Source organism: Clostridioides sp. GD02404, from assembly GCF_045898275.1.
Classification (GTDB): domain Bacteria; phylum Bacillota; class Clostridia; order Peptostreptococcales; family Peptostreptococcaceae; genus Clostridioides; species Clostridioides difficile_A.
This window is the reverse complement of record NZ_JBJOCA010000001.1, coordinates 189889-215525: the sequence shown is the minus strand read 5'-3', so window position 1 is coordinate 215525 and position 25637 is coordinate 189889. Positions and strand designations below refer to the sequence as shown.

Here is a 25637-nt window from a genome sequence, read left to right as displayed (position 1 = left end):
AATTTATAATAAGAGTTATGTTTATTAAGGTTAAATTAAACTGCTATATCATTTAACACTTTTGCTTTTACAACTCTTATATTTTTCATACTCTTGTAAATATCTTGAATCTTTTCTTCTTGTTCCCTCAGCAATCTATGTGCTTCATATATATCTACAAATTCAAATTTTACTACATCATTTGGCTTTGCTTGTGCCAACTTATACAAATCTACACTTATGACATTTCCTATTTTAGTATAGCCACCACTAGTCTGTCTATCAGATAGCATTATAATAGGTTTTCCATGTCCAGGTACTTGTATGGCTCCATAAGAAATACCATCAGATATAATATCTGCTCCATTAAGGTGTTTTATACTCTCTCCATCCAGTCTACAACCCATTCTATCTATTTCATTTGTAACTTTGTATTCATTTGATAAAAACTTTTCTACTTCATCTTTAGAAAAAGCATCAAATTGAGGTCCTTTTACAATTCTTAAGACTATTTCTGAACTATAGTTTGGAATATATTTTGAATTTAATTTTTTATTTATTGTAAAATCTTTTTCCTGAATGAAAGTATTTATATAATCACCTTTTTTAAGTGCTCTACCTTCAAAACCACCAATTTTAGCTCTTGTATAAGTCGATTTACTACCCATTGCAAGTGGGACATCTATTCCACCAGCTATTGATACATATGCTCTAGCTCCTGATTTTACACCTCTAAATGATAATACATCGCCAGGGTTTATTTGATATGACCTCCAGTTTTGAATTTCTTTTCCATTTATTCTAGCGCCTAAATCTCCCCCAGTTACTGCTATTTGTGTATATTCATCAAATGTAATTGTAGGGCCCAACATTAAAACTTCTAAAGAAGCTTCATCTTCAGAATTTCCAACTAATATATTTCCCACTCTATGTGCATACTCATCCATTGCCCCACAACCAGATACACCATATTGTCCATATCCAACTCTACCTCTGTCTTGTATTAATGTTTGGAAACCTCCTAATTCAACTTTGAATCCCATATATACCACTCCCTGTACTATAACGATATTTAAATACTCAAATTATTTTTTTCAATTTCTATAAATTCATCTAATGTTATTGGAACAAATTTTATAAAATCTCCAGCTCTAAGTAAAATTTGTTCTTCTCTATTTTCATCATATAATTTTAAAGGTGTCCTACCAATTATTTGCCATCCTCCAGGACTATCGATAGGATATACACCTGTCTGAGAACCCGCTATACCAACACTTCCACCATAAATTTCAGTTCTTGGCACCTCTAGTCTAGGTGTAGCTATTCTTTCATCCATACCTCCTAGATACGGAAAACCAGGAGTAAATCCCAACATATATATCAAGTAATCTCTACTTGTGTGTATTTTTATAACATCATCCACAGTAAGATTATTATGACTTGCAACATTTTCAATATCTATACCAAAAACCTTATCATAACATACTGGAATCTCATGTATTTTAGGTTTTGGTAATTCTATACTTTCTAAATTATTTTCTATTTTTTTTAAACGCTCAATTAAACTATCAAAATCTATTTTTAGAGGATTATAACTTATCATAAGTGACCTATATGTTGGCACCATTTCTGTGACAATCCCTTTAAGATTTGATATCTCTATTGCCCTCATAAATGAAATTACTTTTTTATTTATATCTTCTGATATCTCATTTCCAAACTCAGCAACTACTGCTTTATCTCCTGATAGCAAGTATCTAGTTTTCATAAATGTCACCTCTTCTAAATTAAGCAAATAAAGTACCTAGACTACTAAGAGAAGTTATTCCTGTATAGGCAGATATTAATACTACTATTACTCCAAATATTAAAAGCCATGTAGGATGTTTGTAATCTCCAACAATATCTTTTCTTTTAGATGCTATAAGCATTATTCCTAATGTGATTGGAAGTATTAATCCGTTTAAAGAACCTGCTAAAATTAATAAAGTTGCTGGTTTTCCTATAAATGCCATTATAAGTGTTGATATTGCTATAAAGGCTATTATAAAATACTTTTCATACTTATCTATAAAAGGATTTAATGTTTTTAAGAAAGAAACTGATGTATAAGCAGCGCCTATAACTGATGTAATTGCAGCAGACCATAATACAAGTCCAAAGAATTTGTATCCTATTGCCCCTGCACTAAATTTAAAAGCTGAAGCAGCTGGATTTTCTGGGTCAAGTTGAAGACCTTTTGAAACTACTGCTAATATTGCTAAAAATAGAAGAACCCTCATCATTGTTGCAACTAGTATTCCTAAAAGAGAAGACTTAGTTATTTCTTTTATATTTTCTTCTCCTGTTATTCCACCATCTATTAGTCTATGTCCTCCAGCAAAAGTTATATAACCTCCAACACTTCCTCCAAGTAGAGTTATTATTGGGAATATAAGCCCTTTTGGATTCTCTGGTTTTACCATTTTAAAAACTGCTTCTCCAACAGGAGGATGATTTGATATTGCTACATATCCAACTATAATTATCATACCTAATGCTAAAAACTTAGTTATCTTATCTACTAAAGAATTTGAATTTTTTGACATAAATACAAATATTGCTATCAATCCACTTAATACAGTTCCAAGTGTCATATTCATATTAAACATTACATTCATACCAAGTGCAGCTCCACCAACATTTCCTATGTTAAAAGCTAATCCTCCAAGGGCTACTAAAAAAGCAACTAGATAACCTAATCCAGGCACTATTTTATTTGCTATATCTTGACCTCTAAGACCTGATACACCAATTACTCTCCATACATTTACTTGAGCTCCTATAAAAAGAATTGTTGTAATTAAGATTACAAACGAAAAACTCGGCCCAAAATCTTGAGTAAATTGTGCTGTCTGAGTTAAAAAACCAGGTCCAATTGCTGATGTTGCCATTATAAAAGCAGCTCCTATAAGTGCCCCAACATCTTTTTTATTTTTCGTTTTATCAGTAATATTTTTTGTACTCATATTTTATCTCCCCCTCATATTATCAGTCTTAAACCATGTTCTCTAATGAACAAGCTTCCATATCTTCTAATGGACAAACTTCTATATTTTCTAATTCAAAGCGTTTTCTTATCTCTTTAACAAACTCTATTGCCTTTGGATTATCCCCATGAACACATATAGAGTCAGCTTTGATATGTATAACTTCACCTGTTAAAGTTTCTACAGTTCCTTCTTTTACCATCTTAATAACTCTATCTATTGCACATTCTGTATCATGTATAACTGCACCCTCTACACTTCTTGGAACTAAAAATCCATTATTATCATAAGCTCTATCTGCAAATACTTCATTTGCATACCTAAGCCCAATCTCTTTAGCAGAATTTATCATTTCACTATTGTATAATCCTAAAAGTATGATATCTTTGTTTACTTCATATATAGCCTCACAAATACCCATAGCTAAATCTTTATCTTTAGCTGCCATATTGTATAAGGCTCCATGTGGTTTTACATGTTGTATGTTACATCCATTTGAACTTGCAAAAGCCATTAAAGCTCCTAATTGGTATTTTGTATAATCTTTAGCTTCTTGCTTAGTTATTTTCATCTCACGTCTTCCAAATCCCATTAAATCTAGAAAACCTGGGTGTGCCCCTATTTTCACGCCATTTTCTTTAGCTAACTTTACTGTTTTATCCATATGATTAGGGTCACCTGCATGAAACCCACAAGCTATATTAGCTGATGAAATATATTTTAAAACTTCTTCATCTAAACCAACCTTATATGCTCCAAAACTTTCGCCTAAATCACTATTTAAATCTACTTTATACAATTTATGACCCCCCTCACTAGCATTTTGATAGAATAAGTAGTTTTATTTTTTAAATTTTGTTTATTTTATATATTGCATGAAATATTTTATTACTTTTATTCAATTTTAATTTTGCAACTATTTCGTTGCATTTCATAATATAATTTTACCATTTGAGGAATATTTTTGCAATTATTTTAATTCTACATTCATTTGTATTTCTTTTTCAAAAAATGTTTTTTCCATTTTTTAGTTAATAATTAATCATTTTTACCTAAAAAAAGGTATTTGACTTTCATTTTTAAAGTATTTTTCAATTTTAATCACTTTGTATGCAAGACAGAAGTATTTTTCTTCATTCATTTGTTTATTTCATCTATATAATTATCGTTTTTTGTAAATAAAATATCTTTATATTTTCTTAAGTAAATCTTTATAGAGTTTTACGTGTAATAAAATCATGTATACTAAATACATGTTAAAATATTATTTTAAAACAAAGACAATATTTGTACATATTGTAGACATACAAACCTATAAATTATACAATAGTATTATTAAGATTATATATTTTTTAACATAAATTTTGTATTGGGGGAAAAACAATGGATAAAAATTATACGATGCCAATATACCAAAAAATAGCTTTGGATATTGCAAATAAAATATATACAGGTGAAATACAAGAGGATTCAGTATTATTTGGACGTTCTGTTTTGGCTGGTAAATACAACGTATCTCCAGAAACTATAAGAAGAGCTGTTAAAATTTTAGAAGATATTGGTGTTGTTAAAAGCATAAAGGGTAAAGGTGTTATTGTATTATCTCCAGACAAAGCTTCTTCTTTTATAAAAAAATACAGGGATATTACAAATATATCATCATATAAATCAACTCTTTATAATTTAATAGATACTAAATCTAATTTAGAGAATGAAATATTGGATACTATAAATAAAATTTTAGATTATTCTAACAGACTTGAAATAATAAATCCTTTAGTGCCCGTTCAGTTCACAATAAATTCTAAATGTAAGTATGTTGGACAAACAGCCGCTCAAACTAAATTTTGGCAAAACACAGGTGCTACAATAGTTGCAATTAAAAGAGGTGAGGAACTTATAATATCTCCTGGACCGTATATCGAGTTTTTAGATGGAGATATTCTCTTAGTTGTTGGAGACAAACATATTTACAACTCTATACCAATGTTCTTATATGAAAGTGAAAAATAAATCATACAATTTAGTATGATTGTATAAAAAGTGTAAGTAAACAATAAAAAAAGAGCTTCATATTTTACATAAAGCTCTTTTTAAGTTCAAATAAATTTTGTTTTTGACTACTTTTTAAATATCTACTTCATCTTCTTTTTCCCAACTTAAAGCTCTTGATACAGCCTTCTTCCAACCTTTATATAATTTATTTCTCTTATCTTCATTCATATTTGGATTAAATTCTTTTTCTACTGACCATTTTGATGGGATTTCATTACTTCCAATATAGAAACCAACAGATAATCCTGCCAAATATGCTGCCCCTAAAGCTGTTGTTTCTACTATTTTAGGTCTATCTATATCTACATTTAATATGTCTGACTGAAATTGCATTAAAAAATTATTATTACTTGCTCCACCATCAACTTTTAGTGACTTTAATTTCAATTTTGAATCATTTTGCATTGCTTCTAAGACATCTTTTGTTTGATAAGCAATCGATTCCAATGTAGCTCTTATTATATGTTCTTTTTTTGCACCTCTTGTAAGACCTAAGATTGACCCTCTAGCATACATATCCCAATATGGAGCTCCAAGACCTGTAAATGCTGGTACTACATATACACCATTAGTATCCTCTACTCTATTTGCATACATTTCACTATCTTTCGCAGATTCAATTATCTTTAATTCATCTCTAAGCCATTGAATAGATGCACCTCCTATGAATATACTTCCTTCTAGTGCATATGTCACTTTTCCATCAACACCCCAAGCAATTGTTGTAAGCAGTCCATGTTTAGATTTTACTATCTTACTACCTGTATTCATAAGTAGGAAGCAACCTGTTCCATAAGTATTTTTTGCAGTACCTTCTTCAACACAGTTTTGACCAAATAATGCTGCTTGTTGGTCTCCTGCACATCCAGCAATAGGTATTTTAGCTCCTGATAGCATACGTTCATCTGTATGGCCATAGACATAACTAGAAGGTTTTACTGATGGTAACATGCTTATTGGTATATCTAACTCTCTTAGTATATCTTTATCCCATTCTAAACTATTTATATTGTACATCATCGTTCTAGATGCATTTGAGTAATCTGTTACATGTACTTTTCCACGTGTCAAATTCCATATTAACCATGTGTCTATAGTCCCAAATAACAACTCTCCTTGTTCTGCTTTTTCTCTAGCACCTTCTACATTATCTAATATCCACTTTACTTTTGTTGCTGAAAAGTATGCATCTATTAAAAGACCAGTTTTTTCTTTTATTAGTTCTTCTAACCCTTTATGTTTAAGCTCATCACATATTTCTGATGTTCTCCTACACTGCCATACTATCGCATTATAAATCGGTTTCCCAGTATACCTACTCCAAACAATTGTAGTCTCTCTTTGATTAGTTATTCCTATTGAAGCAATTTCTTCTGGTCTTATTCCTGCTGTTTCTATAACTTCTCTCATTACTCCACTTTGTGAACCCCATATTTCCATAGGGTCATGTTCTACCCACCCAGCTTTTGGGTAAATTTGTTTGAATTCTTTTTGTGCGATTTTTACTATTTCACCCTTTTTATTAAATAGTATAGCTCTTGAACTAGTTGTTCCTTGGTCTAGTGCCATTACATACTTCTTTTCCATCACAGTATTCTCCTTATCACATAATAATATTTAATTTATTAAAAAGAAAAATCTAATATTACATATTTAAGTAAATAATCATACTTAAGTATAAATTTAATAAATTAGATACTTCTAATAAGACACTTATTTTATATCATATCTATATAATAATATTATACATTATAGCTTACATATTGATTAATAAATTTTAAAGGTTTATAATAAACAGTGTTCATAATAATTTTGATAAAAGAGGTGGTAATATGCCAAAGATTTTAGAAAATGTAAAAGAAGATATACTAAAAGTAGCTCGAGACATGATTCTAGAAGAAGACTACTCCAATATTAGTATAAGGAAAATAGCTCAAAGATGTGGTATAAGTGCAGGCACAGTATATAATTATTTTGATTCAAAACAAGAAATAATAGAATACATAACAAAATCGGAATGGGATTTATTGATAAGGCGAATTGAATACTCCAACAAAAATACTGAAGATTATATTAAAAAATTAGATATTATTTTTACAGAAATAAGAGATTTTATAAACAAGGTTCATAATATTCAATACAATGATTTTTTAAACACTTTTGAGACTAAAAGATTTTTTGAAATGAAAAAACATAAAGATGATTTTCATGAGCAGCTTTCAAATAAAGTATATGAGGCTTTAGAAAAAGAAAAGTTTTTTAATAATGATACATTAGTATGCAATATAATTATTAAAATGTTTTTTTCATACTCAACATATACTCATATAGAATTTAAAGATTTAAAACCCTATATTGAAAAATTAATACATTAAGGTGGTGTTTGCCTTGAATTCTAATACTAGTATTCAGAACAAGGATAGTAATCCAAAAATATTTTTAGTACTTATACTTTATCTCTTAGGTATATTTATGGGAGCTATTGATACAGGAATAGTATCACCAGCAAGAACGATTATACAAAATAGTCTTGGAGTAAATGAAAAGACAGGAATTTGGATGATTACCATATATACATTAACATATGCATCTGTAATCCCTATTTCTGGAAAATTAGCAGATAAAATAGGAAGAAAATATGTGTATTTAGTTAGCATATTTCTATTTGGTAGTGGTTCATTAATATGTGGATTATCATCACTATTTTCCAATTTCAATATTTTACTAATTGGTCGTGTTATTCAGGCAATTGGTGGTGGCGGAATTATGCCTATTGCTACAGCAGAGTTTGGAACTACCTTCCCAGAGAATAAAAGAGGTATGGCTTTAGGTTTAGTTGGAGCAACGTATGGTATTGCCAATATTTTAGGTTCAAGTATTGGTAGCACAATTCTAAGTATATTTGGAACTCAAAATTGGAAATGGCTATTTTTTGTAAATCTTCCGATTTGCTTAATCATACTTATTGGTGGAATTTTGTGTATTAAAAATAATAAGTCTACATCTACAGAAAAAATAGATAAACTTGGTACATTAATGTTGATATGTATAATTGTATCATTATTGTATGGTCTTATGAATATAGACTTTTTTAACTTTACAAATTCTATGCAAGATATATCAGTTTATCCTTACTTATTGGCATTTATTATACTTATACCTATTTTTATATTTATTGAAAATAAGGCTAAAGACCCTATTTTAAATTTTGAATATTTTTTAAATCCAAGAATACTGATAGTTCTTATTTTATCTTTAATTGTTGGTATTGGAATGATGGGTATGGTATTTGTTCCACAATATGCTGAAAATGCATTAAAGATAAATGCTGGTTCTGGTGGATATTTTGTTGCTATATTGGGATTATTTGCAGGTGTCGCTGCTCCTTTAAGCGGGAGACTTATTGATAAGTTTGGTGCAAAGAAAATACTATTACTAGGATTTTCTGTATCCATGATAGGGTCTCTTTATCTGGTATTAATTGCACTAAAAACAAATACAGTATTTAGTGTATGTATAAGTCTAATGTTTATGGGCTTAGGTATGGGATTTACTATGGGAACTCCTCTAAACTATATGATGTTATCAAATACAAGATTAGAAGAATCTAACTCAGCACTTGCTACATTGTCTCTGATACGCTCAATTGGAACTTCAATTTCTCCAGCTATAATGATTGGCTTTATAGCACATGCAGGGTTATCTGTACAAGATAATATTATGGACTTAGTTGGAAAACCATCAACACCTAAAATAGTTCAACTTGAAGAACTTGAAAATATGATAGATGATTTAAAGTCAGACCCTGAAATGGCAAAGAATTTAAAAAATGTTTCTATACCAAATATGGATGATACATCAAATATCAACATGGATATGACAGGTGGAAAACTACCAAAATACTTGTTGGATAAGGTTCAGTCAGCAGATACAACCAACATTACCAATATCACAAAGGAAATATCAACAACCATGTTTGATGAAAAAGTTCCATCTGTAATTAATAAAATCCAGACAAATGTACAAAAAGGAATAGATGGAACACAAAGTGGAATAAATGGTATCGAAGAAGGTGAAGATAAACTAAATAGTGGTATTAAAGGAATTCAAACAGGTATTGACAATATGATAAAAGCTAGGTCTGGCATTAATCAAGGAATAGATGGTATAAAAAAAGGCATTGATGGTGTTAATAAAGGTATTAAAGGTATGGAACAAGGTCTTGTAAAGCAAGATAAAGCCATAAATGAATTGACAATTGCTTACAATAAAATACCTACTATACCACAAGAAAATACTCCTACTAATAACGAAAATAGCTCAAATGACCAAGAACAAAATAATACTAGTAATTCTAATCCTGACAACAATAAAAATAATTCTACAGAAAATAAAAATAATAATTCGGGTGAAAATAAACCAGATTTAAACGAAAAAAAAGAAAGTTTAAATGCTCAAATACAACAATTAAAAAAAGCAAGAGCTGAATTAAACACAAAGCTACAGAAAAGTAAAACTCAAAAGAAACAATTGAATAAAAAACTCAAAACAATGGAAAGTCAAAAAAAGAAACTTCAAGGTAAGTTAAATGATTCTATAAATAAAAAGAAAGACATGGAAAAAGGCCTTGGCACTATGGAGCAACAAAAAAAATCACTTCAATCAGTTTTAGCAAAGACACAAGAAGTAAAAACTGAAATACCAAATGCTTTTGATAAATCAAAATTAGATTATATAAATTCTATAGAAAACAATAGAACAAAAATAGAGAATACACTTCAATCTACTCTAAACTCAGGGTTTAAACAGATGTATATAACAGTATTCTGTATAAATTTACTTGCATTCGTAATATTGTTATTCTATAAAGAAAATAAAACTAGATAAAAGAATGTTATAGTATTATATTGTAGATTTATCTTATATCTTAAATATGTTGTCTTAAATGTTAAATTCATAAATTTTTTTATAATTGATTAACATAAACTACAATATAATACTATTTCTCTTTTACTGTTTGTCATTTTTATAATCAGTTAAAAAATAACATTAGTTTATCAAACCAAATTTATAGATTAATTTACAAACCCTATTCTTAACTCTTTCACCTTTCATACCTAATTACGTCTATCAAAAAATATATACAAATCAAAATAAACCACATCTTTTCAACTATAATATGTTAAAATCATAGTATGAGCATATTAATTTAAGCAAAATGTCAATTAGACTTTATTTTGTTAGTTTTTTACATATAAATTTTGATATCTTTATTTTAAATGTCGTTTTGACCTTGACAATAAAAAGAAAGGAGTGTATTTTGTGGATACTTTAGGAAAAAGAATTGCTTATTTAAGAAATTCCAAAAAACTTACTCAGCGTAAACTTATGAATATTTTAAAGTTTGAAAATTTAGGTAAGTATGAAACTGGAGATAGAAAACCTAATTGTGATATATTAATGTCAATAGCTGATTATTTTGATGTTACTACTGACTGGCTTCTATATGGCAAAGAAAAAGTAAACTCTAACAATAGTGTAAAAGAAAATAAGGAAGATTACCTACATGTTACTGATGATGAGATAAAGATATTAAATCTATACAGACAATTAAATGAGCGTGATAAAATAAAAATAGAAGGAATACTTGAACTTAAGATGTCTGAATATAAAGACTTAAAAAAGCATTCCTCTAATACTAATGAAGATAAAATGGTTTAAACATACATAATTTGATACGATTTTACATCATCTATTAACTTTCTTTTTTTGTAACAGACTACTAAAATATGGATATTAAGTTATTTAAAAATAAGCATAATCTAATTTCAATAATATTTAGATTACCTATCCATATTTTAGTTTATGTATTTTGAACAGTGTTGTACATTCCTATATATTATTTATGTTCCCAAGAAATGTATTATTCATGTTTTCAACTCTTCTAGCATCTTTTTATATACAATTGTGCATCCTTTGTAATTACCCTCTTTAAGAAGGCTTGAGCATGTACTAGAGTATATAGTTAAGATATCTAATCTTTCCATATTTAAACTTTTTATACCATTGAGAGCCGTAATAAAATCGTCAATCGCTCTACAGCACTCTATTACTCCATCCAAATCTGATTTACACATAAGAATACTCACCTACTTCACATACTATTTGCTAATCATCTTCTGAATATTCTATATTAAGCAATTGATAAATTGATGATTTATACTTTTTACCTGTCCTTCTGCCATTTAGAATGGCTGACAAATAGTTTTCATTAACACCTATTTTCTTTGCTAATTCTCTTTGAGTCATATTTAATTCAATAAGTCTTTGTTTAACTTGTACTCCTAAAAAAGGTATCCATTTTTTTCGAGCATCCATTTATCAAGTTCCTTTCTAAGTGATTTATACTTCCTTTTGTTTTTTAGTTTACACACCTTCCTATATTTAGTATATTTTTTTGATATATACAAATATTAAGTACATAAATTTATTTGATACTAAATAAGATTTTTTGATTACTTTATGCTAAAATTAGGATGTAATTTCGTATCATTAAATTAATTATAAAGTCATTTTGACCTTAAGTCAATGTTTTTCATGTCATTTTGACCTTTATTTTGCAGCTATTTACATTTTAGAAAGTCTTTTTGACATTAATTGAATGGAGAGTGTTTATGAATACTTTAGGAGAAAGAATTGTTTATTTAAGAAAAACAAAAAATCTTAAACAATATGAATTAGAAGAAATGTTAGACTGTGATAACTTAAGTAAATTTGAGAGAAATATTAGAAAGCCAAATTATGAAATATTAAAATCTATAGCTGAGATATTTAATGTTTCAGTGGACTGGCTATTAAATGGAACTTCTTCACAAGAGCCAGATTTAATTTGTGATTTATCCTCAAATTATCCACTTAATAGTATAAACTCTAATGAAATAAATCTTTTAAATAATTTTAGAAAGTTAAGTGATTATGATAAGGCCAAAATAGAAGGTATGATTGAATTAAAACTTCATGAATATGAAAAAGAGAAAGATTTGAAAGAAACTGAATATAATAAAAATAAGGATGAGAAAATAGATAAATAATTTTTATGTTGCTTTTGATACGATTTTACATCATTTCTTAGTTCTAATATTTTTATTTCATTTATTTTCTTTTTTATAGTTTTATGATAAAATAATTAGTATATTTTGCTTTACTTGAATGTAATTATTTATACAAAAGTCAAACATAATATAAATGTGGTAAATTTTTAGTTTCAAGTAATATCTCGTTATTATAACTAAATATTTATTAAAATTAGGAGGATAAAATGGGCTTAAGAGACAAATTCGCGCAATCATTTGCTAGATCAAAAACTATGAGTGGCCCTGAGAAAAAGGCTAATGAAATAATGGGTAAATTGCTTCTTAAGAAAGCTATATTACCTATCGTTTTAATGTTCGTGATAATAATCGCTGGAGCTATGCTTAAAATTAATTCTTGGGTTACACTTGGCATAAATTTAGTTATTGCTGTTGGTGCTTTCTTCTACATAAGAAATTCTAGTAAAAAGTATCAGAACTTCAAACCTTATGTTGGCAATTTGATTAGTTTAGAGAAAAAAGGTAAAAAAGAGTATGTTGCTATTATAAAACAAGGTAAGTTACCAGTTAAGTTACAAATAGCTTATGGTGGTGAGGACCTTGAACATATTAAGAAAAATCAAATGGTTCAAATAAGTTATAATCCAGATGCTAAAATAGCTATTTTGGTTAATAGACAATAAGTTAATAAAAAAAGAGGTAGCATAATGCTACCTCTTTATGTTTTGTTTATTTTTTACTTTTAGTATTCTATTATCTCCAATACCCTATTTAGTTTTAATTTGTTCAATTCTAATTTGTACAGCTTTATTTAGTTTTTTATTGATTTGATTGATTATATCTTAGTTGCTATCTCATTTTTATAGTCTTTTATATCAATTAATGTACTCTTATTTATATAGGTAACATATCTTTTATATCATTAATCAAACTGACTCTAGCTGTATTTACACTAGTACATAACTCGTCTATAGCTCCTTGAACATTTGTGGCAGCAAGTTTACTTACTGTATTATCATAACTTGTTTTCTCTGCTGTTGTTTCTATGCTATCAAGACCTTCTTTTACCTCGTTGACTGCATTTACAAGACTTGTTTTATTTGTTGTATTAAGTAGAGTTGTATCTCCTATTTTACTAGTAAGTTCTGTCTTAGTATTACTAATTTTAGTATTTAACTCTGTTTTAACTATTTCTATATCACTTGTTAAGCCTATTTTAGTCGCTTCTATTTTTTTATCTAATTCTTGTATATCTTTTAAAGTTGCTAAAATAACAGTTGGATCAACTTTCAAATTTACACTTGAAGTATTAGAAACTACCAAGATTATTCTTATAATTAAATCTTTTACACTTCCAGAATCAGCAGTTGGTTTATACGTTTCTGGATACTTAGATATAGCTATAAGCTTATCCTCTGAGTCAAATATACCAACTTCTCTTATCATAAACCCACCAATACTGCCTGGTATTACAGTTTCTATCACTATCCAATTAGAGTTTTCATCGTCTATTTTTACATTGCTTATATTTCCTTCCCAAACAACTTTTTTAAGAGATGTTTGTTCTTCTGTTGGATTATACTCACTTCCTCCACCATCTCCAAGTTGTAATTTCACTAAATCTACTTTTTTACCAAGAGCAGTTGCATTTGCAATAGATGCTTTACCTGCTTTGGTCAAAAGTGTATAGTATTTTTGTTCTGCCAATTTATATCGCCTCCTGTTTAGGATATAAGATTACTTTTTCCATACTTCTATCATTTCCTGTAGTAATAGTTATCTCTCCAAATATTTCTATATTTGATGGTGTCCATGGATATACAGTAACCGTTTCTCCTGTATTTATAGCAGTGCCACAAAATAATTCATTCTTATTCAACAAAATCATTTTAAACCTATGTTCTAAATGGCATGGCTTTACATTTTCTAGTACTTTATCCAACTCTACAATAGAATTATAACTACAATTATTAACTATAAATTCTAGTATAAATATAAATTCATTGCTGAGTACTTTTACTTCAACATTAGTCTTTGTATACGCTTCACAAATGTTTTTTATAACCTTTACTTTAGTGGTTCCTAAACTTCTCATTTTAGCTTTTATATTACTTCTTCTAGTCTCATAATTTAAGTCTTCATTATTTTGAATACAGAGTATATTCTCCCACATATCAAGACCCCATGTGGATGTATCTACAAACATTTGATTTATAGTATCATCTATATTTTCTTTTAATGAAGATAATTCATTATCATAAGAATCTTGTATTGCTTCAACTGTATAATTTTTATAAAATGATGGCAGTTTATCAATTAATTTCATTAAACCTCCACCTCACTAAAATTTAAAGTTGTAACACTAGGAATTTTATCATCTTCAATAACTATATTATCTGTTGAATTGTTTACAAGTAAATTACTTAAATCATGTACTCCAGAAGTGCTTATTAGAATACCCATAATTTTTGTATATACAATTTCTCTTGTTACATTTCTAAAATATTGATTTATGCTTTCTATAAAACTATTTTTTACCATATCCAAAGTATATCCATTTTCTAATTCCATAGATGCACTTATACTTATATCAAGTGGTACTGGAGTAGTTACTGTTAGCGTAGCCCCTATTGGCATTTCTTCCTCAATATGTTCTCTACACTTAGTTATTATTTCTTCTTCAACAGCTTGATTATTTTGACCAAATAATAAAACCTTAACAGTACCTGCTCCATCCCATCTTGGATATACTTTTGCATTATATACACCATCAACCTCTAAAGCCCATTCTTCATAATGTGCTTTATTTCCACTTGTAGCTTGATTTTTTTGTACTCTAAAAAATCTTTCTCTCAGCTCTTCATCAGTTTCAATTTCTGTACCACCCGAAAATTTATTTATATTTGTTATCTTTTCAATTCCAAATATGGTCTCATTTAACTTAAATTCACAATCAGATGGTATATTATATCTAGTTCCAATTTCTAGTGCTTGAACTGGACTTATATTTCCCTCTTCACCACCAATTACAACATCCTTTATTACAACAAATAGTAAATCTTTATATGATATAATTGTTCCATTTGATATTTCTACACCATTTTCACCTGTAAACTCTACTTCTCCAGTAGCTTCAGTTCCTAATTTTCTATACACACCAAATTCATTCACTCTTTTATCTAATAATTGGTCATAAGTATCTTCAATAAAAGCTATTTTATGTATATTAGAAAGTTCAACATACATTTTAGAAAGTTCAAGTGTATTTCCAGAAACCATATCATTTAGAAAAGAACCTTCTCCTTTATACACATCTAAATTTATATTTTTAAGGGTTCTATTTTTTATTGTATCGTAAGTTTGATCACTATACATTCATTTCCACCTCCCCATAGATAGTGGATATTTTTATATATGCACTCAATATATCTTTTTTAAAATTAGTACTTACTACATCTACTTGTAAGATATATGGATTCATTAATAAGGCTTCTTTTATATACCTAGATGCTTCACTTTCTGTGAGACCCTTACTATATTTTTGTCCTATTAAATCAGTCAATTCTGTTCCATAATCATTTGAGTAAATTTCATGTTCATTTTTATTTGTTTTTATACACTTATACACCCAGACTTTTATGGCCTCATTTTCTTCAATAATTTTAAAATCTCCATTTTCAACTATTGGTTCATCTTTTTCAAAATCCCATGCTACTTCACGAAATAATCCTAATTCCTCTTTTTTAGGAATTTCATAGTCTTCTGGAACACCTATAAAAGGAAATATTGTGCTAGACATTATAAACTCACCAACTTACTTAGTATTGCAAATTTTTCTCCTACTTTAAACATGATAACTGTATCGCCTTTATCTAGTTTATTAGTAAGAGATTCCTTCAATTCATGAGTATGGTTATTAGATTGTGTTGTTGTAAAACTTTCTGTAGCTCTATCAAGCAACCAATTATCTATAAGTAAATTATCTTTATCTAAGGTTATATTGTTCATTGATACTTTTAAATCAGGTAATTTATTTATTATTACACCAATAAAAAAAGAAGGTTCATTGTGAAATTTCCCTTCTTCTCTCATTATTCCAATAAATTCATTGATTGGATTTGCCACTATATCACTCCTTCCTACAAAACACGTTTTGCATTATGAAAATCTTTTCTCTTACTTAGTTTACTTATCTTTACTACATCTCCAGTACTTGGTGCATGTATAAATTCTCCATTTCCTATATACATACCAACATGGTGCACTTCTTCACCAAAAAATACCAAATCTGATGGTTTTAAACTATTTTTACTTACATCTTTTCCATGTCTAGATTGTTCTTTAGAGGTTCTCGGCAATTTAACTCCTACTTTATTAAAACAGTATACCATAAGTCCAGAACAATCAAATCTATTTGGTCCTGTAGCTCCCCATTTATAAGCTTTTCCTTTATGCTTCATGGCTTCATCTATAACTGCTTTAGCTTTTCCTGATGCATTAATGGAATAAGTTCCATCTCCTATAACCGCTTTACCATTTTTTTTACCCCAAGAATTGCATTCTTTACTACTAGCCATCAATATATCAAAATGATACACTCCATCTTTTATATTTATAGCTCCTCCTCTATCTGTAACAGTATATACTTTTCCATCTCTGGATGTACCTGTTCCTTTTACTTGTATCTTTGTTCCAAATTTTATGCTCTTTGGTGCTGCACAAGTATTTTTTTTAGGGTCGAGCCTGTTTCCTTGTGCATCATAAAGTCCACCTTCCATAGAATTATTTGCAGGATAATATGCAGTAAATAAAGCTTTAACCTCATTACCGTTCATAAGACCATCTCCACTTTCATCAATAGTCTCTTTTTGTTCATCTTGTCCTACAGATTTTTCGTCCATTATATTTTGAAAATTAAGCTCTAGTTCAATCTGATAATCTCCATTTTGCCATGTATGTTTATCTGTATCTATATAAAATAATCCTACTAATTTTGTGTATGAATCTTTTACCTTTACACCTCTACCAGTTATACAACTTGTATCTCCATATCCCTTTAGAGAACAAGTTCTTTCAATCTCTTTAAATTCACTTTCTATATCTGTTGTACTATTTTCTTGTTGTTGTATTACTTTTTGCATTATCACATTTACTTCTTTAAATAACGAATCATTAACTTTCTCACTAACTTTGTTACCATATTGGTCAACTACCAATACTTTATTCTTTACATTTTCCATACTTTCAGAAAAAGTCGTATTAATGAGATTAAATCCTTCTTCAAAAGTAATATTTAATGTAACAGTACCTTTCTCAATAACATTAAATTTGTCAAGATTAGCCTCTATCATATACTTTTTCTTTGTAGCCTTACTTGCTTCTGTGTAAGCACTCATTATAGTATCATATCCATTTACTGATATAAACATTTTAGTATATTTCACATTAGTCTTTGGTATATTTCCAATTGCAAGTTTATTGTCTATAAATACTTGCTTTGCAATATCTTCTACTAACTTATCTTTAAAATTGTATGACACTTCACTTTGTAAGAGTAAAAAACCCATATCTTTAGCAGTAAAATTAATATTGACGCTACTTGAATCTTTAGACCTATTAATTATCATACCTCTAAAAAGTTCTTTTTCATCCACATAAAAGCAAACTGTACTAGCTATTGGAATATCGATTTGTTGAAAGTTAATATCAGAGGCTGATTGTACTATAGAAAATTCTAATGTTCTTGATGGAGATTTATAATCCCCAGACCAAGAGACAGAATTTACTATATTACTTATATCGTATATATTTCCATTTTTTATGTGAACCCAAATCTTTATAATAAAAAATCACCCACCTTTTTATTTGATTATTTAGTAATTTTTTATAACAATCATATTATTTTTTTGGATTTGCTCTAGGTATTTGTAATCTTTTATACTCTTTTAAATCTAATGAAAAGTATACATCTCTTGTTCCATCTTTTTCTTCATAACTAAAGCCCTCTATTATTACTTCCATATTTATATTTGTTTCTGTAACTGTAAACCTCAATATTAAACCTTCATTCATCCATCTTTGAATTTTGTTTACACAATCATAAGGAGAAGGAAATCCTTTGTAATTACAAAAAGAATATTCTTTATTTGGAAAAAAGCTAGCTATATTGATACTTCGAAGAGCTACGCCTCCAAATGTTGCTATTTCTCCAACTTTAAGTATATTTGATGAGTTTATAGTTGCTTTTCCATTTATGCTTATTGATGATGGTATAACTGGAAATCTAAATCTATCTTCAGCTTGTCTAAGCCACATTTCCATTATAAAACACCCCCTAATTGTGCCATTTGTATACTTGCAACTAATTTTGATGTTACTTTTTCAATATCAGCTTCTTCCCTAATTACTATTGTATCAGCTAATTTGGCTATACTTATGTTTCCACCATTTTGTCCACTTCTGTATTGATTTGCTTCTTGTTTAGTTAGAACCATTTCTCCTTCATGAAGTCTAGTTTGATAATCATTATAAGGAACATAGTTTAATCCAAATGCGTTATTTTTTTTCTTCTTGTTGAATAAATTATTAAATTTATTTGCCCATTTTGTAAGAGTTGGATTTGTCCCAGAATCATGTGCTAAACCACTATCCATACCATTCTTCTCATAATTCTCTCTTCTTTTCTCAACAAAATCTCCTATATTAGCTGTAACTGGATTTTCTTTTATAAATTTCACCATCTTTTTCCATAAATCACAGATATTATTTATAAGATCGCATAAATTTTCAAGAGCATCAATAAAACTATCTAAAAGTGGTTCTAGAAACTTCCATACTTCATCTAAAATTGGTCCTAAAGTCTCCCAAACAGTTTTCCATACATTGCCTAATGTCTCTATAAAATAATTTATTTGTGGAGCATGTTCTCCCAAAAAAGTGAAAATTCTCGTAATTATTGGGCTAACGGCCTCAACTACAGGCCCAATTAATTGAAATGCTGTAGTTACTATTGTACCAAAAATACTCATTAATCCTTGTGCAATTGGTGATTTATTATTTATACTGTCTAATAAATTATTAACAGTTGTCACTACTGGAAATAGTGAGTTTAATATTGATGAAAAATCAATATTCTCCGTAAACATTTGTCCTGCACTAAGTATTGCTCTTGGCGCATTTCCAATCATTCTAGCAGATTCATTCTCAAAAGAAGTTGGACCAATATTTTTATTCCCATTCATCACATTAGCTACTTTTCCAGAAAAATTACCCAGTTTATTTGATGCAGCTAATATAAAATCATTAATTTTATTTAGCCCAGCTCTTAAAATTGGTTCGAAGGGTTTTATCATATTTTTCAAAGCTGTGTCTATGTTAGTTTGTGCACTAGATATTAAACCAGGTATTGTTTGACTCATTTTTTTAGCTAATCCCTCTTGTTTCTTACTTATACCTTTCAATGCTTCATCAAAATTTTTATAATTTTCTCCTACCAAAGTATTAAGTGATTCCATATTTCCCTTTGCTGCACTTAAGAAAGCTGCTGATACATCTTGTTCACTGCTTGTATCCATATTTAGAGCTCTAACATTTACCATAGCCTTAGTTATATCTTCCGCTTTTTTTCCATCAATAATATTACTAATCATTTTAGCTTTAGTTCCCATTGAAACAACATCTTTAGGGTCGAAAGGTGTTTCATTTGCTATTCCTAATAAACTATCATAGTAAGTATCAACATCTTTTTTACTCGTTTTTCCAGTATTTCTTTTCATTACACTTTCTAGAATAACCTTCTGATTTTGCTCTTGACCAACTAAATCAATGCCTTTTTTCACAGCAACACCTATGGTAGCTCCATTTGTCAAATCTGATATCTTCCCTTTTATTGAACCAAGTATACTACTCGCCATATCCTTTACAGCTATTGCTCCTGTCCATACCTTACTTGCAAACAATCTTAATTTAGGAAATATCTTACTTATAATGCCACTTGCCATATCTTTTATAGCTATTACACCTCTCCAAAGGGAACTTTTAAATAAAATTAACTTAGGTAAAATTCTGTTCATAGCACTACTTGCCATATCTTTAAGATTAACAGTTCCTTTCCAGGGTTTTTTAGTCATTTGTTTTAATCTTTCAAAGATTCCACTGATCTTGCTCTTAGCTGCATCTTTTGCTTTTATTACAATCTGCCATACCTTTCCACTAATCTTTTTTAAAATCCCAAGTACTTTATTTTTAGTTTTTTCTATTTCATCACTTTTAGCTTTAAATATTAATATAATTATAAGATTTGAGTTCAACTCATTTTTCTTTTGAATCAATTTACTAAAATAATTAATAATCATAGCTATAGTTACTGCTAATCTCATAATACTACCGTTTAAACTCCCAATAGCTCCTGAAACAGCATTAATACTAGAACTTAATTTTGTAATAGTAGAACTTACACTACTAGCAGTAGCCTGAACTTTTCTTAAAGAAGAATTTAAACTGTTTACTCTACTACTTGCACTTCCAACAGAATTATTTATACTATTAGCCATTACATTAGTTGAAAGCGAAACAGCCACAGTTGCTCTCCTAAAATTATCAGTTACTGATATAATTTGATTCATTTTTGGTGTGTAATTGTCTGTAAGATACATATTTATACCTTCTTCTTTTACATTCCCCACTATATATCACCTCCTGTCAAAGGACAAACTCCATATCCATGTTTCATTTTTTCAACTTCTTCCTCAATTTCCAAGGCGAAAAAAGCTTCAATAAGCTTTAATTCGCCTTTATCCATTGCATAAAAAAGGGACGGTCTAATACCTTTTTTCTTCCAATAATAATACATTATTGTAGTTTTGGTATCCGTCCCTATTAGTTTTTTACCTCTTCTATAACTGCATTTTTACCATAACCCATAATATCTTGAAGTATTCTATATAAGTTAGTAATTTCACCTGGTAGCAGTAATTTTCTTGCCAATTCTTTTGGAGTTGGAGCCTTAAATTTATCCATTAACTCCTTGTTTTTAAATAGAAGTTTTCCATCCAAATCACAAATACCTTCTATTACTGTAAGCATTTGCATCTCTGGTAAATCTATATCTGTTTTCATATTTTCATCAATTTTAAGACAAGTATTTTGTATTTCCTCATCCTTACTTATTGTTAAAGCTCTACACATTACCTTAAATTCTTGACCAAAAACATTAGATAATCTCTTAAGTTCAACTATTGTACTTGGTCTTTCTAAACTTTCTGTATCCGCATTTAAAAGTAAGTCTACTATATTTATATTCTTTTGTAATCCATTTTCACTCATTATTATTTACTCCTTTATCAATCAATTTTTATTAACTAAATACATGTACCTATTAATTGTATATTTGCCACTTATCTTTACTTAGTAATTATCAATTTAAAACTAAATCATATCAAGAAAATCATATTCAGTAAATGTAAAAGGAGCTTCTATCTCTCCTTTTACTCCAACTTCCCAATCAGCTAAAGTTAAATCATCAAAGGCTATATTCTTTACTGCTATTCTTTCTGCCCCATAAGAATCTGGATCATTTAATTTAGATATAGCAACAAATCTAGGTTCAAAACCTCTCTTTATCTTTTCTCCAATTAATTTGTGCATTCTTGAGCTAACATGATATAAAGTTATTGAACCTTTTCCTTTGTATCCCATATACTTTGTATCAGTACCCATTTGACCTGCTATTATAATGTCTTCCTTTGTAAATTCCATCTTTGCTTGAAACTTCTTTACTTCTGCTACTTTATCTCCATCAAGCCAAAGTTCTCCCCAAGTACCACTCATTACATTTCTAGCTTCCATATTTGCCATATTAATAATCCTCCTATATCTCTATTGATAGATCTATATCTTCCATAGCATCTAACATCTTTATTTTTGCTGTTAAGAACACTTTTGAACCTGTATTTGCCTCTCTTATTTCTTGTTCTTTCATATTAGATATATCTATATTTTTAGATTTCAAATACTGTTTTTGTGATTCTATGTCTATATCTACAAGTGAACCAACTTCTATTAATTCTTCCTTTTCCAATTCTTCTAGGTATTCTTTTATTGCCACTATTAGTATGCATTTATTATCATAACTATTAGGAACTCTACCTATATAATCATCTATTATTACTTTCTTAATATCATTATTTATAATATCTAAAGTATCAACTATTTTTATCTTTTGGAACATTTCTCCTTTTTCTTCTGTTAACTCAGTTAAAGAATTTACTCCTCTAGCAATTCTTATAGCCCCTGCTTCCTTAATAAGTATAAGCTCTCCTTTATTAACCTTTGATTCTGCATCAACTTTAGTCATCTTAGGTATATCAACTACATCGCTAAGCTTAGTATAAGTTACTGATTGACTTAAAGGTGTCCCTGCTATAATACCTGCCACTCTACTTGTAAACTCATCAACACTATATTTCTTGTCTCCAACTAGTACATCTTCTGTAGTAAAATTAATTATACCTTCATGATTTCCTACAACTTTTCCTAATACTGCCTTAACTTTAACCTTATCTGTATCTCTAAGTTTAATTATCCAATTTTTTATAGCAGTCTTATCAACTTCTACTGCCTTAGGCATACATAGATAATTAAATTCCTTAGTCTCTAAAAAATCTAATGCAGTTTGAATATCTGCCTCTCCATCTATTACATAAGCTAATAACTTATTTGGAGTATTAACATTTCCCATCAAAGCCAAATTTATATATTCTTTATTTTCAGCAGATAAATCAGCTGGTATATCCTCTTTTTCATGTATCTCATTAAAACCTAGTGCTTTAGTGTCTTTAAGCACCATTGCAATTATTCCTCTAGCTGAACGTTCTTTAACAGTTGTAGCTAACTCCTTAAATGATATATTGATACTTGGTAATCCTATAGCCATACTATCACTCTCCTAAATTCAAATTGATTTCTTCCATATTTTCATATACTACTTCTTCTTCATATACACTATCAAGATAGTTTAATGTAATTGAAAAGTTCAACGTGTATATTGACTCCTCTTTTTTGATACTTTGTTCTAGTTTTGTTATATTTAATTTTCTGTCTGTTATCTTTATATTTCTGTTGAATAGCTTATTTAATTCGTCTGAGACTTCATACATTCTAATACTGTTTGATTGTGGTTTTGGTAAGTATTTTATAGAGATAACAATATCTTTGTTATTTGTATTTAACATTATAGGTGTACAAATAACGGACAGTATACTTACAAAAAAACAAGACCCTTCTGAGCCTTGCACACTTTCATCATCAATAAAAACACTTTCAGTAAAGTTTTTTTTGAGAGTCTCAATAATTGTTTCTATTACTTCTTTGTATTTAAGCAAACAATCACCACTCTATCACTAAATATTTTTGCTTAATCTGATAATCTTACTATAAATGATATAAGTCATTTTTAAATACACATCTCATTTATTCTTATCAAGTATCTTCTATATTTTTAGGTAATATCATTCTTTTCAACTCATCACCTCCTTCAATATGGATTTCTTTCACAATAACATTATCTCACATATTTTATAGTCTATTGTTGTAATGGTGTATATAAAGTGTTGAAGATTTGTCCTATTTTTTTATAATATCTCGTTCAATTTAAATATCATCTTTTTCTTTAAGTTATAACAAGAGGTTCTATCTAAATGTAATTTCATAGAAATATACGTCATATTATTTTTTGTCTTACTATTGTAAAAAAGATTAAAAAATTCCGTTTCCATATCATTTAGGCATGTTAGAGCATTTTCTATCTTTTCTTTTTCTATTTCTATATCTTCTTTTTCCATCTTTAACTTTCTTAATCTCTCTTCTTTTTTTACAACTTCATTTTCAACAGAAGAACTTATATTATACGTAGCACTAGTCTTTTCTTTATACACCATTGCTCCACATCCAGAGTATTCATTCTCACATCTTTTTATATCCAAATTAATGTTCTTTATCTTTATATCCAAATATTTATAATTATGTAATCTTTCATCTGTTTCTTTAAATAATATCTCTTTTTTGTTTTCCATAGTATTTCTCCTTTTTATAAGCTTATTATTAACTTCTAATTTGCAATAATCCCTTTACTGTATATCTTTTTTACTAATCTTATAACATTCAAGAACATTTTGTTCTATAACTATATAAAAAAAACTTCATCTATATTTTGTTCTAAAATATTAGAAATTTTCTTAGCCATAAGAAGTCCAGGATTTTTTATACCTCTTTCTATTTGAGATATATAGTCATTTGTAATTCCTGCCTTTTTAGCAAGTTGAATTTGTGTCATACCTTTACATTTTCTATAATATTTCAAATTGTTTTTAAACATAATCTTCATACCTCCATCACTATTAAGAATATTTTGTTCTTCCATATTCACATTATATAGAATTATTTGTTCTTTATCAATAGATTTTAGAAAAAAACATTCTTTTTATGCTTTCATAGTTTTATTTTTTAGAACAATTTGTTATAATCTATACATAAGGTGGTGTTATAATGTTTGCCAAAAGATTACGAGAACTTAGAAAGGAATTTGGATTGACTCAAAGAGAACTTGGCGAAAAAGTAGGAGTTTCTCAGAGAGTCTTAGGATACTATGAAACAGAAAACAGATTTCCTGATGAACATATTTTAAATAAATTAGCTGATGTGTTTAATGTGTCAGTTGATTACCTTCTTGGAAGAACCTTAGTTAAGGAAAATATTGATACAGTAGCTGCACATAGAAAAAATCCACATGAAGAATTACCTGAAGAAGCACAAGAACAACTTAATGAGTATATAGAATTTTTACTAAATAAATATAAAAAAAAATAAACCACATGATGAGCAGTCTATTTTTCTGCTCTTTTAATATAATTTTAAAGCAAACATACATTCTATTTTAGGGGGATTTTTATGAATAATTTGGATAAGCTCTTTGAATTAGCGTCTCAAGAAGAGATAATAATTCATTATACCACTTATATTGCAGGTGATTTAGAAGGGCTCTATATAAATAAACATGGTATGAAAATCATATCATTACTCAGTAATTTAAAACAAAATACAAAAAAACTTACATCTATCTTAGCTGAGGAGCTTGGTCATCATTTCACTAGCTTTGGATACTATGTATCTTCTTATAACGATTATTATACAAAAATCATTATAGATAAATGTGAAAATAAGGCCTTAAAATGGGCCTGTGAATTCTTAATTACTGAGGAAGATATAATAAACATAATTAATTCTGGCATCACTTGCGTTTACGAAATGGCAGATATACTTAATGTAGATATTAATTTTTTTCAAAAAAGATTGGAATTCCTATCATTAAAAAAACAGTCTTTATCACTTGGAAGCAATAAATATCTAATATTAACCAACTTGCCATATTTCTACATATTTGATCCAATTTCATAATAAAAATAATAGCAATTTCAATTAATCTAAC

The 25637-nt window shown here is 28.5% G+C and carries 30 protein-coding genes; 8 read left to right on the top strand and 22 right to left on the bottom strand.

Annotated elements, in window-relative coordinates:
* Window positions 1-35: 35 nt before the first annotated feature.
* Genes Q3287_RS00975 through Q3287_RS00960 form a run of 4 tightly spaced genes read right to left on the bottom strand, consistent with a single transcriptional unit; the run spans window position 36 to window position 3807 of the window.
* Window positions 36-1022, bottom strand: coding sequence for a biotin-dependent carboxyltransferase family protein (locus Q3287_RS00975; RefSeq protein WP_054269868.1), 987 nt, complete (start codon window positions 1020-1022; stop codon window positions 36-38).
* 29 nt (window positions 1023-1051) lie between these two features.
* Complete coding sequence (gene pxpB / locus Q3287_RS00970; RefSeq protein WP_407963356.1) at window positions 1052-1747, bottom strand: 5-oxoprolinase subunit PxpB; 696 nt, start codon at window positions 1745-1747, stop codon at window positions 1052-1054.
* Window positions 1748-1766: 19 nt separating this feature from the next.
* The gene (locus Q3287_RS00965) at window positions 1767-2987 is read right to left on the bottom strand and encodes an NRAMP family divalent metal transporter (RefSeq protein WP_054276357.1); all 1221 of its coding nucleotides are present in this window, start codon (window positions 2985-2987) and stop codon (window positions 1767-1769) included.
* Window positions 2988-3015: 28 nt separating this feature from the next.
* Window positions 3016-3807 (bottom strand): LamB/YcsF family protein, encoded by a 792-nt coding sequence (locus Q3287_RS00960; RefSeq protein WP_054276356.1) that lies wholly within the window; start codon window positions 3805-3807, stop codon window positions 3016-3018.
* A 584-nt stretch (window positions 3808-4391) separates the two neighbouring features.
* Between Q3287_RS00960 and Q3287_RS00955 the strand changes: the two genes are divergently transcribed.
* Window positions 4392-5021, top strand: coding sequence for a TrkA C-terminal domain-containing protein (locus tag Q3287_RS00955; protein WP_021384134.1), 630 nt, complete (start codon window positions 4392-4394; stop codon window positions 5019-5021).
* A gap of 114 nt (window positions 5022-5135) precedes the next feature.
* Here Q3287_RS00955 and glpK read toward each other — a convergent pair whose 3' ends face one another.
* Window positions 5136-6650: a glycerol kinase GlpK gene (glpK, locus tag Q3287_RS00950; RefSeq protein WP_167640048.1), complete on the bottom strand. Its 1515-nt coding sequence runs from the start codon at window positions 6648-6650 to the stop codon at window positions 5136-5138.
* A gap of 245 nt (window positions 6651-6895) precedes the next feature.
* Between glpK and Q3287_RS00945 the strand changes: the two genes are divergently transcribed.
* From Q3287_RS00945 to Q3287_RS00935, 3 genes are all read left to right on the top strand, one after another.
* Entirely contained in the window at window positions 6896-7438 is a 543-nt protein-coding gene (locus tag Q3287_RS00945; RefSeq protein ID WP_407963355.1) for a TetR/AcrR family transcriptional regulator, read from the top strand.
* 4 nt (window positions 7439-7442) lie between these two features.
* Window positions 7443-9950, top strand: coding sequence for an MFS transporter (locus Q3287_RS00940; protein ID WP_407963354.1), 2508 nt, complete (start codon window positions 7443-7445; stop codon window positions 9948-9950).
* Between the two features lie 435 nt (window positions 9951-10385).
* Window positions 10386-10784, top strand: coding sequence for a helix-turn-helix domain-containing protein (locus Q3287_RS00935; RefSeq protein WP_407963353.1), 399 nt, complete (start codon window positions 10386-10388; stop codon window positions 10782-10784).
* A gap of 206 nt (window positions 10785-10990) precedes the next feature.
* On the opposite strand, the gene Q3287_RS00930 is transcribed toward Q3287_RS00935, so the two are convergent.
* Both Q3287_RS00930 and Q3287_RS00925 read right to left on the bottom strand, forming a co-directional pair.
* Window positions 10991-11200 carry a hypothetical protein gene (locus Q3287_RS00930; protein WP_054276352.1) on the bottom strand — a complete coding sequence of 70 codons (210 nt, stop codon included), beginning with the start codon at window positions 11198-11200 and terminating at the stop codon, window positions 10991-10993.
* Between the two features lie 31 nt (window positions 11201-11231).
* Window positions 11232-11441, bottom strand: coding sequence for a helix-turn-helix transcriptional regulator (locus Q3287_RS00925; protein ID WP_003428146.1), 210 nt, complete (start codon window positions 11439-11441; stop codon window positions 11232-11234).
* Window positions 11442-11737: 296 nt separating this feature from the next.
* Between Q3287_RS00925 and Q3287_RS00920 the strand changes: the two genes are divergently transcribed.
* On the top strand, window positions 11738-12154 hold the full coding sequence (locus Q3287_RS00920) for a helix-turn-helix domain-containing protein (protein ID WP_054269859.1): 417 nt from the start codon (window positions 11738-11740) through the stop codon (window positions 12152-12154).
* Window positions 12155-12381: 227 nt separating this feature from the next.
* On the top strand, window positions 12382-12837 hold the full coding sequence (locus tag Q3287_RS00915) for a hypothetical protein (RefSeq protein ID WP_021384080.1): 456 nt from the start codon (window positions 12382-12384) through the stop codon (window positions 12835-12837).
* A 211-nt stretch (window positions 12838-13048) separates the two neighbouring features.
* Here the strand turns inward: Q3287_RS00915 and Q3287_RS00910 are convergent, their stop codons facing one another.
* The 15 genes from Q3287_RS00910 to Q3287_RS00840 all read right to left on the bottom strand — a co-directional run bounded on the left by Q3287_RS00910 (window position 13049) and on the right by Q3287_RS00840 (window position 24527).
* Window positions 13049-13861 carry a phage tail protein gene (locus Q3287_RS00910; RefSeq protein ID WP_407963352.1) on the bottom strand — a complete coding sequence of 271 codons (813 nt, stop codon included), beginning with the start codon at window positions 13859-13861 and terminating at the stop codon, window positions 13049-13051.
* A 1-nt stretch (window position 13862) separates the two neighbouring features.
* Window positions 13863-14480, bottom strand: a complete 618-nt coding sequence (locus Q3287_RS00905) for a putative phage tail protein (protein ID WP_223152537.1) — start codon at window positions 14478-14480, stop codon at window positions 13863-13865.
* On the bottom strand, window positions 14480-15529 hold the full coding sequence (locus tag Q3287_RS00900; RefSeq protein ID WP_223152538.1) for a baseplate J/gp47 family protein: 1050 nt from the start codon (window positions 15527-15529) through the stop codon (window positions 14480-14482). Before Q3287_RS00900 ends, Q3287_RS00905 begins: the two co-directional genes overlap by 1 nt.
* Window positions 15522-15953 (bottom strand): DUF2634 domain-containing protein, encoded by a 432-nt coding sequence (locus tag Q3287_RS00895; protein ID WP_223152539.1) that lies wholly within the window; start codon window positions 15951-15953, stop codon window positions 15522-15524. The genes Q3287_RS00900 and Q3287_RS00895 overlap by 8 nt, the downstream gene beginning before the upstream one ends.
* Complete coding sequence (locus Q3287_RS00890; RefSeq protein ID WP_407963351.1) at window positions 15953-16279, bottom strand: DUF2577 domain-containing protein; 327 nt, start codon at window positions 16277-16279, stop codon at window positions 15953-15955. The genes Q3287_RS00895 and Q3287_RS00890 overlap by 1 nt, the downstream gene beginning before the upstream one ends.
* A 14-nt stretch (window positions 16280-16293) precedes the next feature.
* Entirely contained in the window at window positions 16294-17808 is a 1515-nt protein-coding gene (locus tag Q3287_RS00885) for an NlpC/P60 family protein (RefSeq protein ID WP_223152541.1), read from the bottom strand.
* 244 nt (window positions 17809-18052) lie between these two features.
* Window positions 18053-18475 carry a hypothetical protein gene (locus tag Q3287_RS00880; protein WP_223152542.1) on the bottom strand — a complete coding sequence of 141 codons (423 nt, stop codon included), beginning with the start codon at window positions 18473-18475 and terminating at the stop codon, window positions 18053-18055.
* The gene (locus tag Q3287_RS00875) at window positions 18475-20838 is read right to left on the bottom strand and encodes a hypothetical protein (protein ID WP_407963350.1); all 2364 of its coding nucleotides are present in this window, start codon (window positions 20836-20838) and stop codon (window positions 18475-18477) included. Before Q3287_RS00875 ends, Q3287_RS00880 begins: the two co-directional genes overlap by 1 nt.
* Entirely contained in the window at window positions 20838-21005 is a 168-nt protein-coding gene (locus Q3287_RS00870; RefSeq protein ID WP_054276339.1) for a hypothetical protein, read from the bottom strand. The genes Q3287_RS00875 and Q3287_RS00870 overlap by 1 nt, the downstream gene beginning before the upstream one ends.
* A 26-nt stretch (window positions 21006-21031) precedes the next feature.
* Window positions 21032-21478: a phage tail assembly chaperone gene (locus Q3287_RS00865; RefSeq protein WP_407963349.1), complete on the bottom strand. Its 447-nt coding sequence runs from the start codon at window positions 21476-21478 to the stop codon at window positions 21032-21034.
* A 102-nt stretch (window positions 21479-21580) separates the two neighbouring features.
* Window positions 21581-22009, bottom strand: coding sequence for a phage tail tube protein (locus tag Q3287_RS00860; protein WP_407963348.1), 429 nt, complete (start codon window positions 22007-22009; stop codon window positions 21581-21583).
* 13 nt (window positions 22010-22022) lie between these two features.
* A complete protein-coding gene (locus tag Q3287_RS00855) occupies window positions 22023-23087 on the bottom strand; it encodes a phage tail sheath subtilisin-like domain-containing protein (protein ID WP_407963347.1) in 1065 nt (354 codons plus the stop codon).
* 4 nt (window positions 23088-23091) lie between these two features.
* Window positions 23092-23535 (bottom strand): DUF6838 family protein, encoded by a 444-nt coding sequence (locus Q3287_RS00850; RefSeq protein WP_407963346.1) that lies wholly within the window; start codon window positions 23533-23535, stop codon window positions 23092-23094.
* Between the two features lie 249 nt (window positions 23536-23784).
* Complete coding sequence (locus Q3287_RS00845) at window positions 23785-24225, bottom strand: hypothetical protein (protein WP_054276336.1); 441 nt, start codon at window positions 24223-24225, stop codon at window positions 23785-23787.
* Window positions 24226-24335: 110 nt separating this feature from the next.
* A complete protein-coding gene (locus tag Q3287_RS00840; RefSeq protein WP_054269841.1) occupies window positions 24336-24527 on the bottom strand; it encodes a helix-turn-helix transcriptional regulator in 192 nt (63 codons plus the stop codon).
* Between the two features lie 170 nt (window positions 24528-24697).
* On the opposite strand from Q3287_RS00840, the gene Q3287_RS00835 reads away from it, so the two are divergent.
* Complete coding sequence (locus Q3287_RS00835; RefSeq protein ID WP_054269840.1) at window positions 24698-25018, top strand: XRE family transcriptional regulator; 321 nt, start codon at window positions 24698-24700, stop codon at window positions 25016-25018.
* Window positions 25019-25099: 81 nt separating this feature from the next.
* Window positions 25100-25606, top strand: a complete 507-nt coding sequence (locus tag Q3287_RS00830) for an ImmA/IrrE family metallo-endopeptidase (protein WP_407963345.1) — start codon at window positions 25100-25102, stop codon at window positions 25604-25606.
* Window positions 25607-25637: the final 31 nt, after the last annotated feature.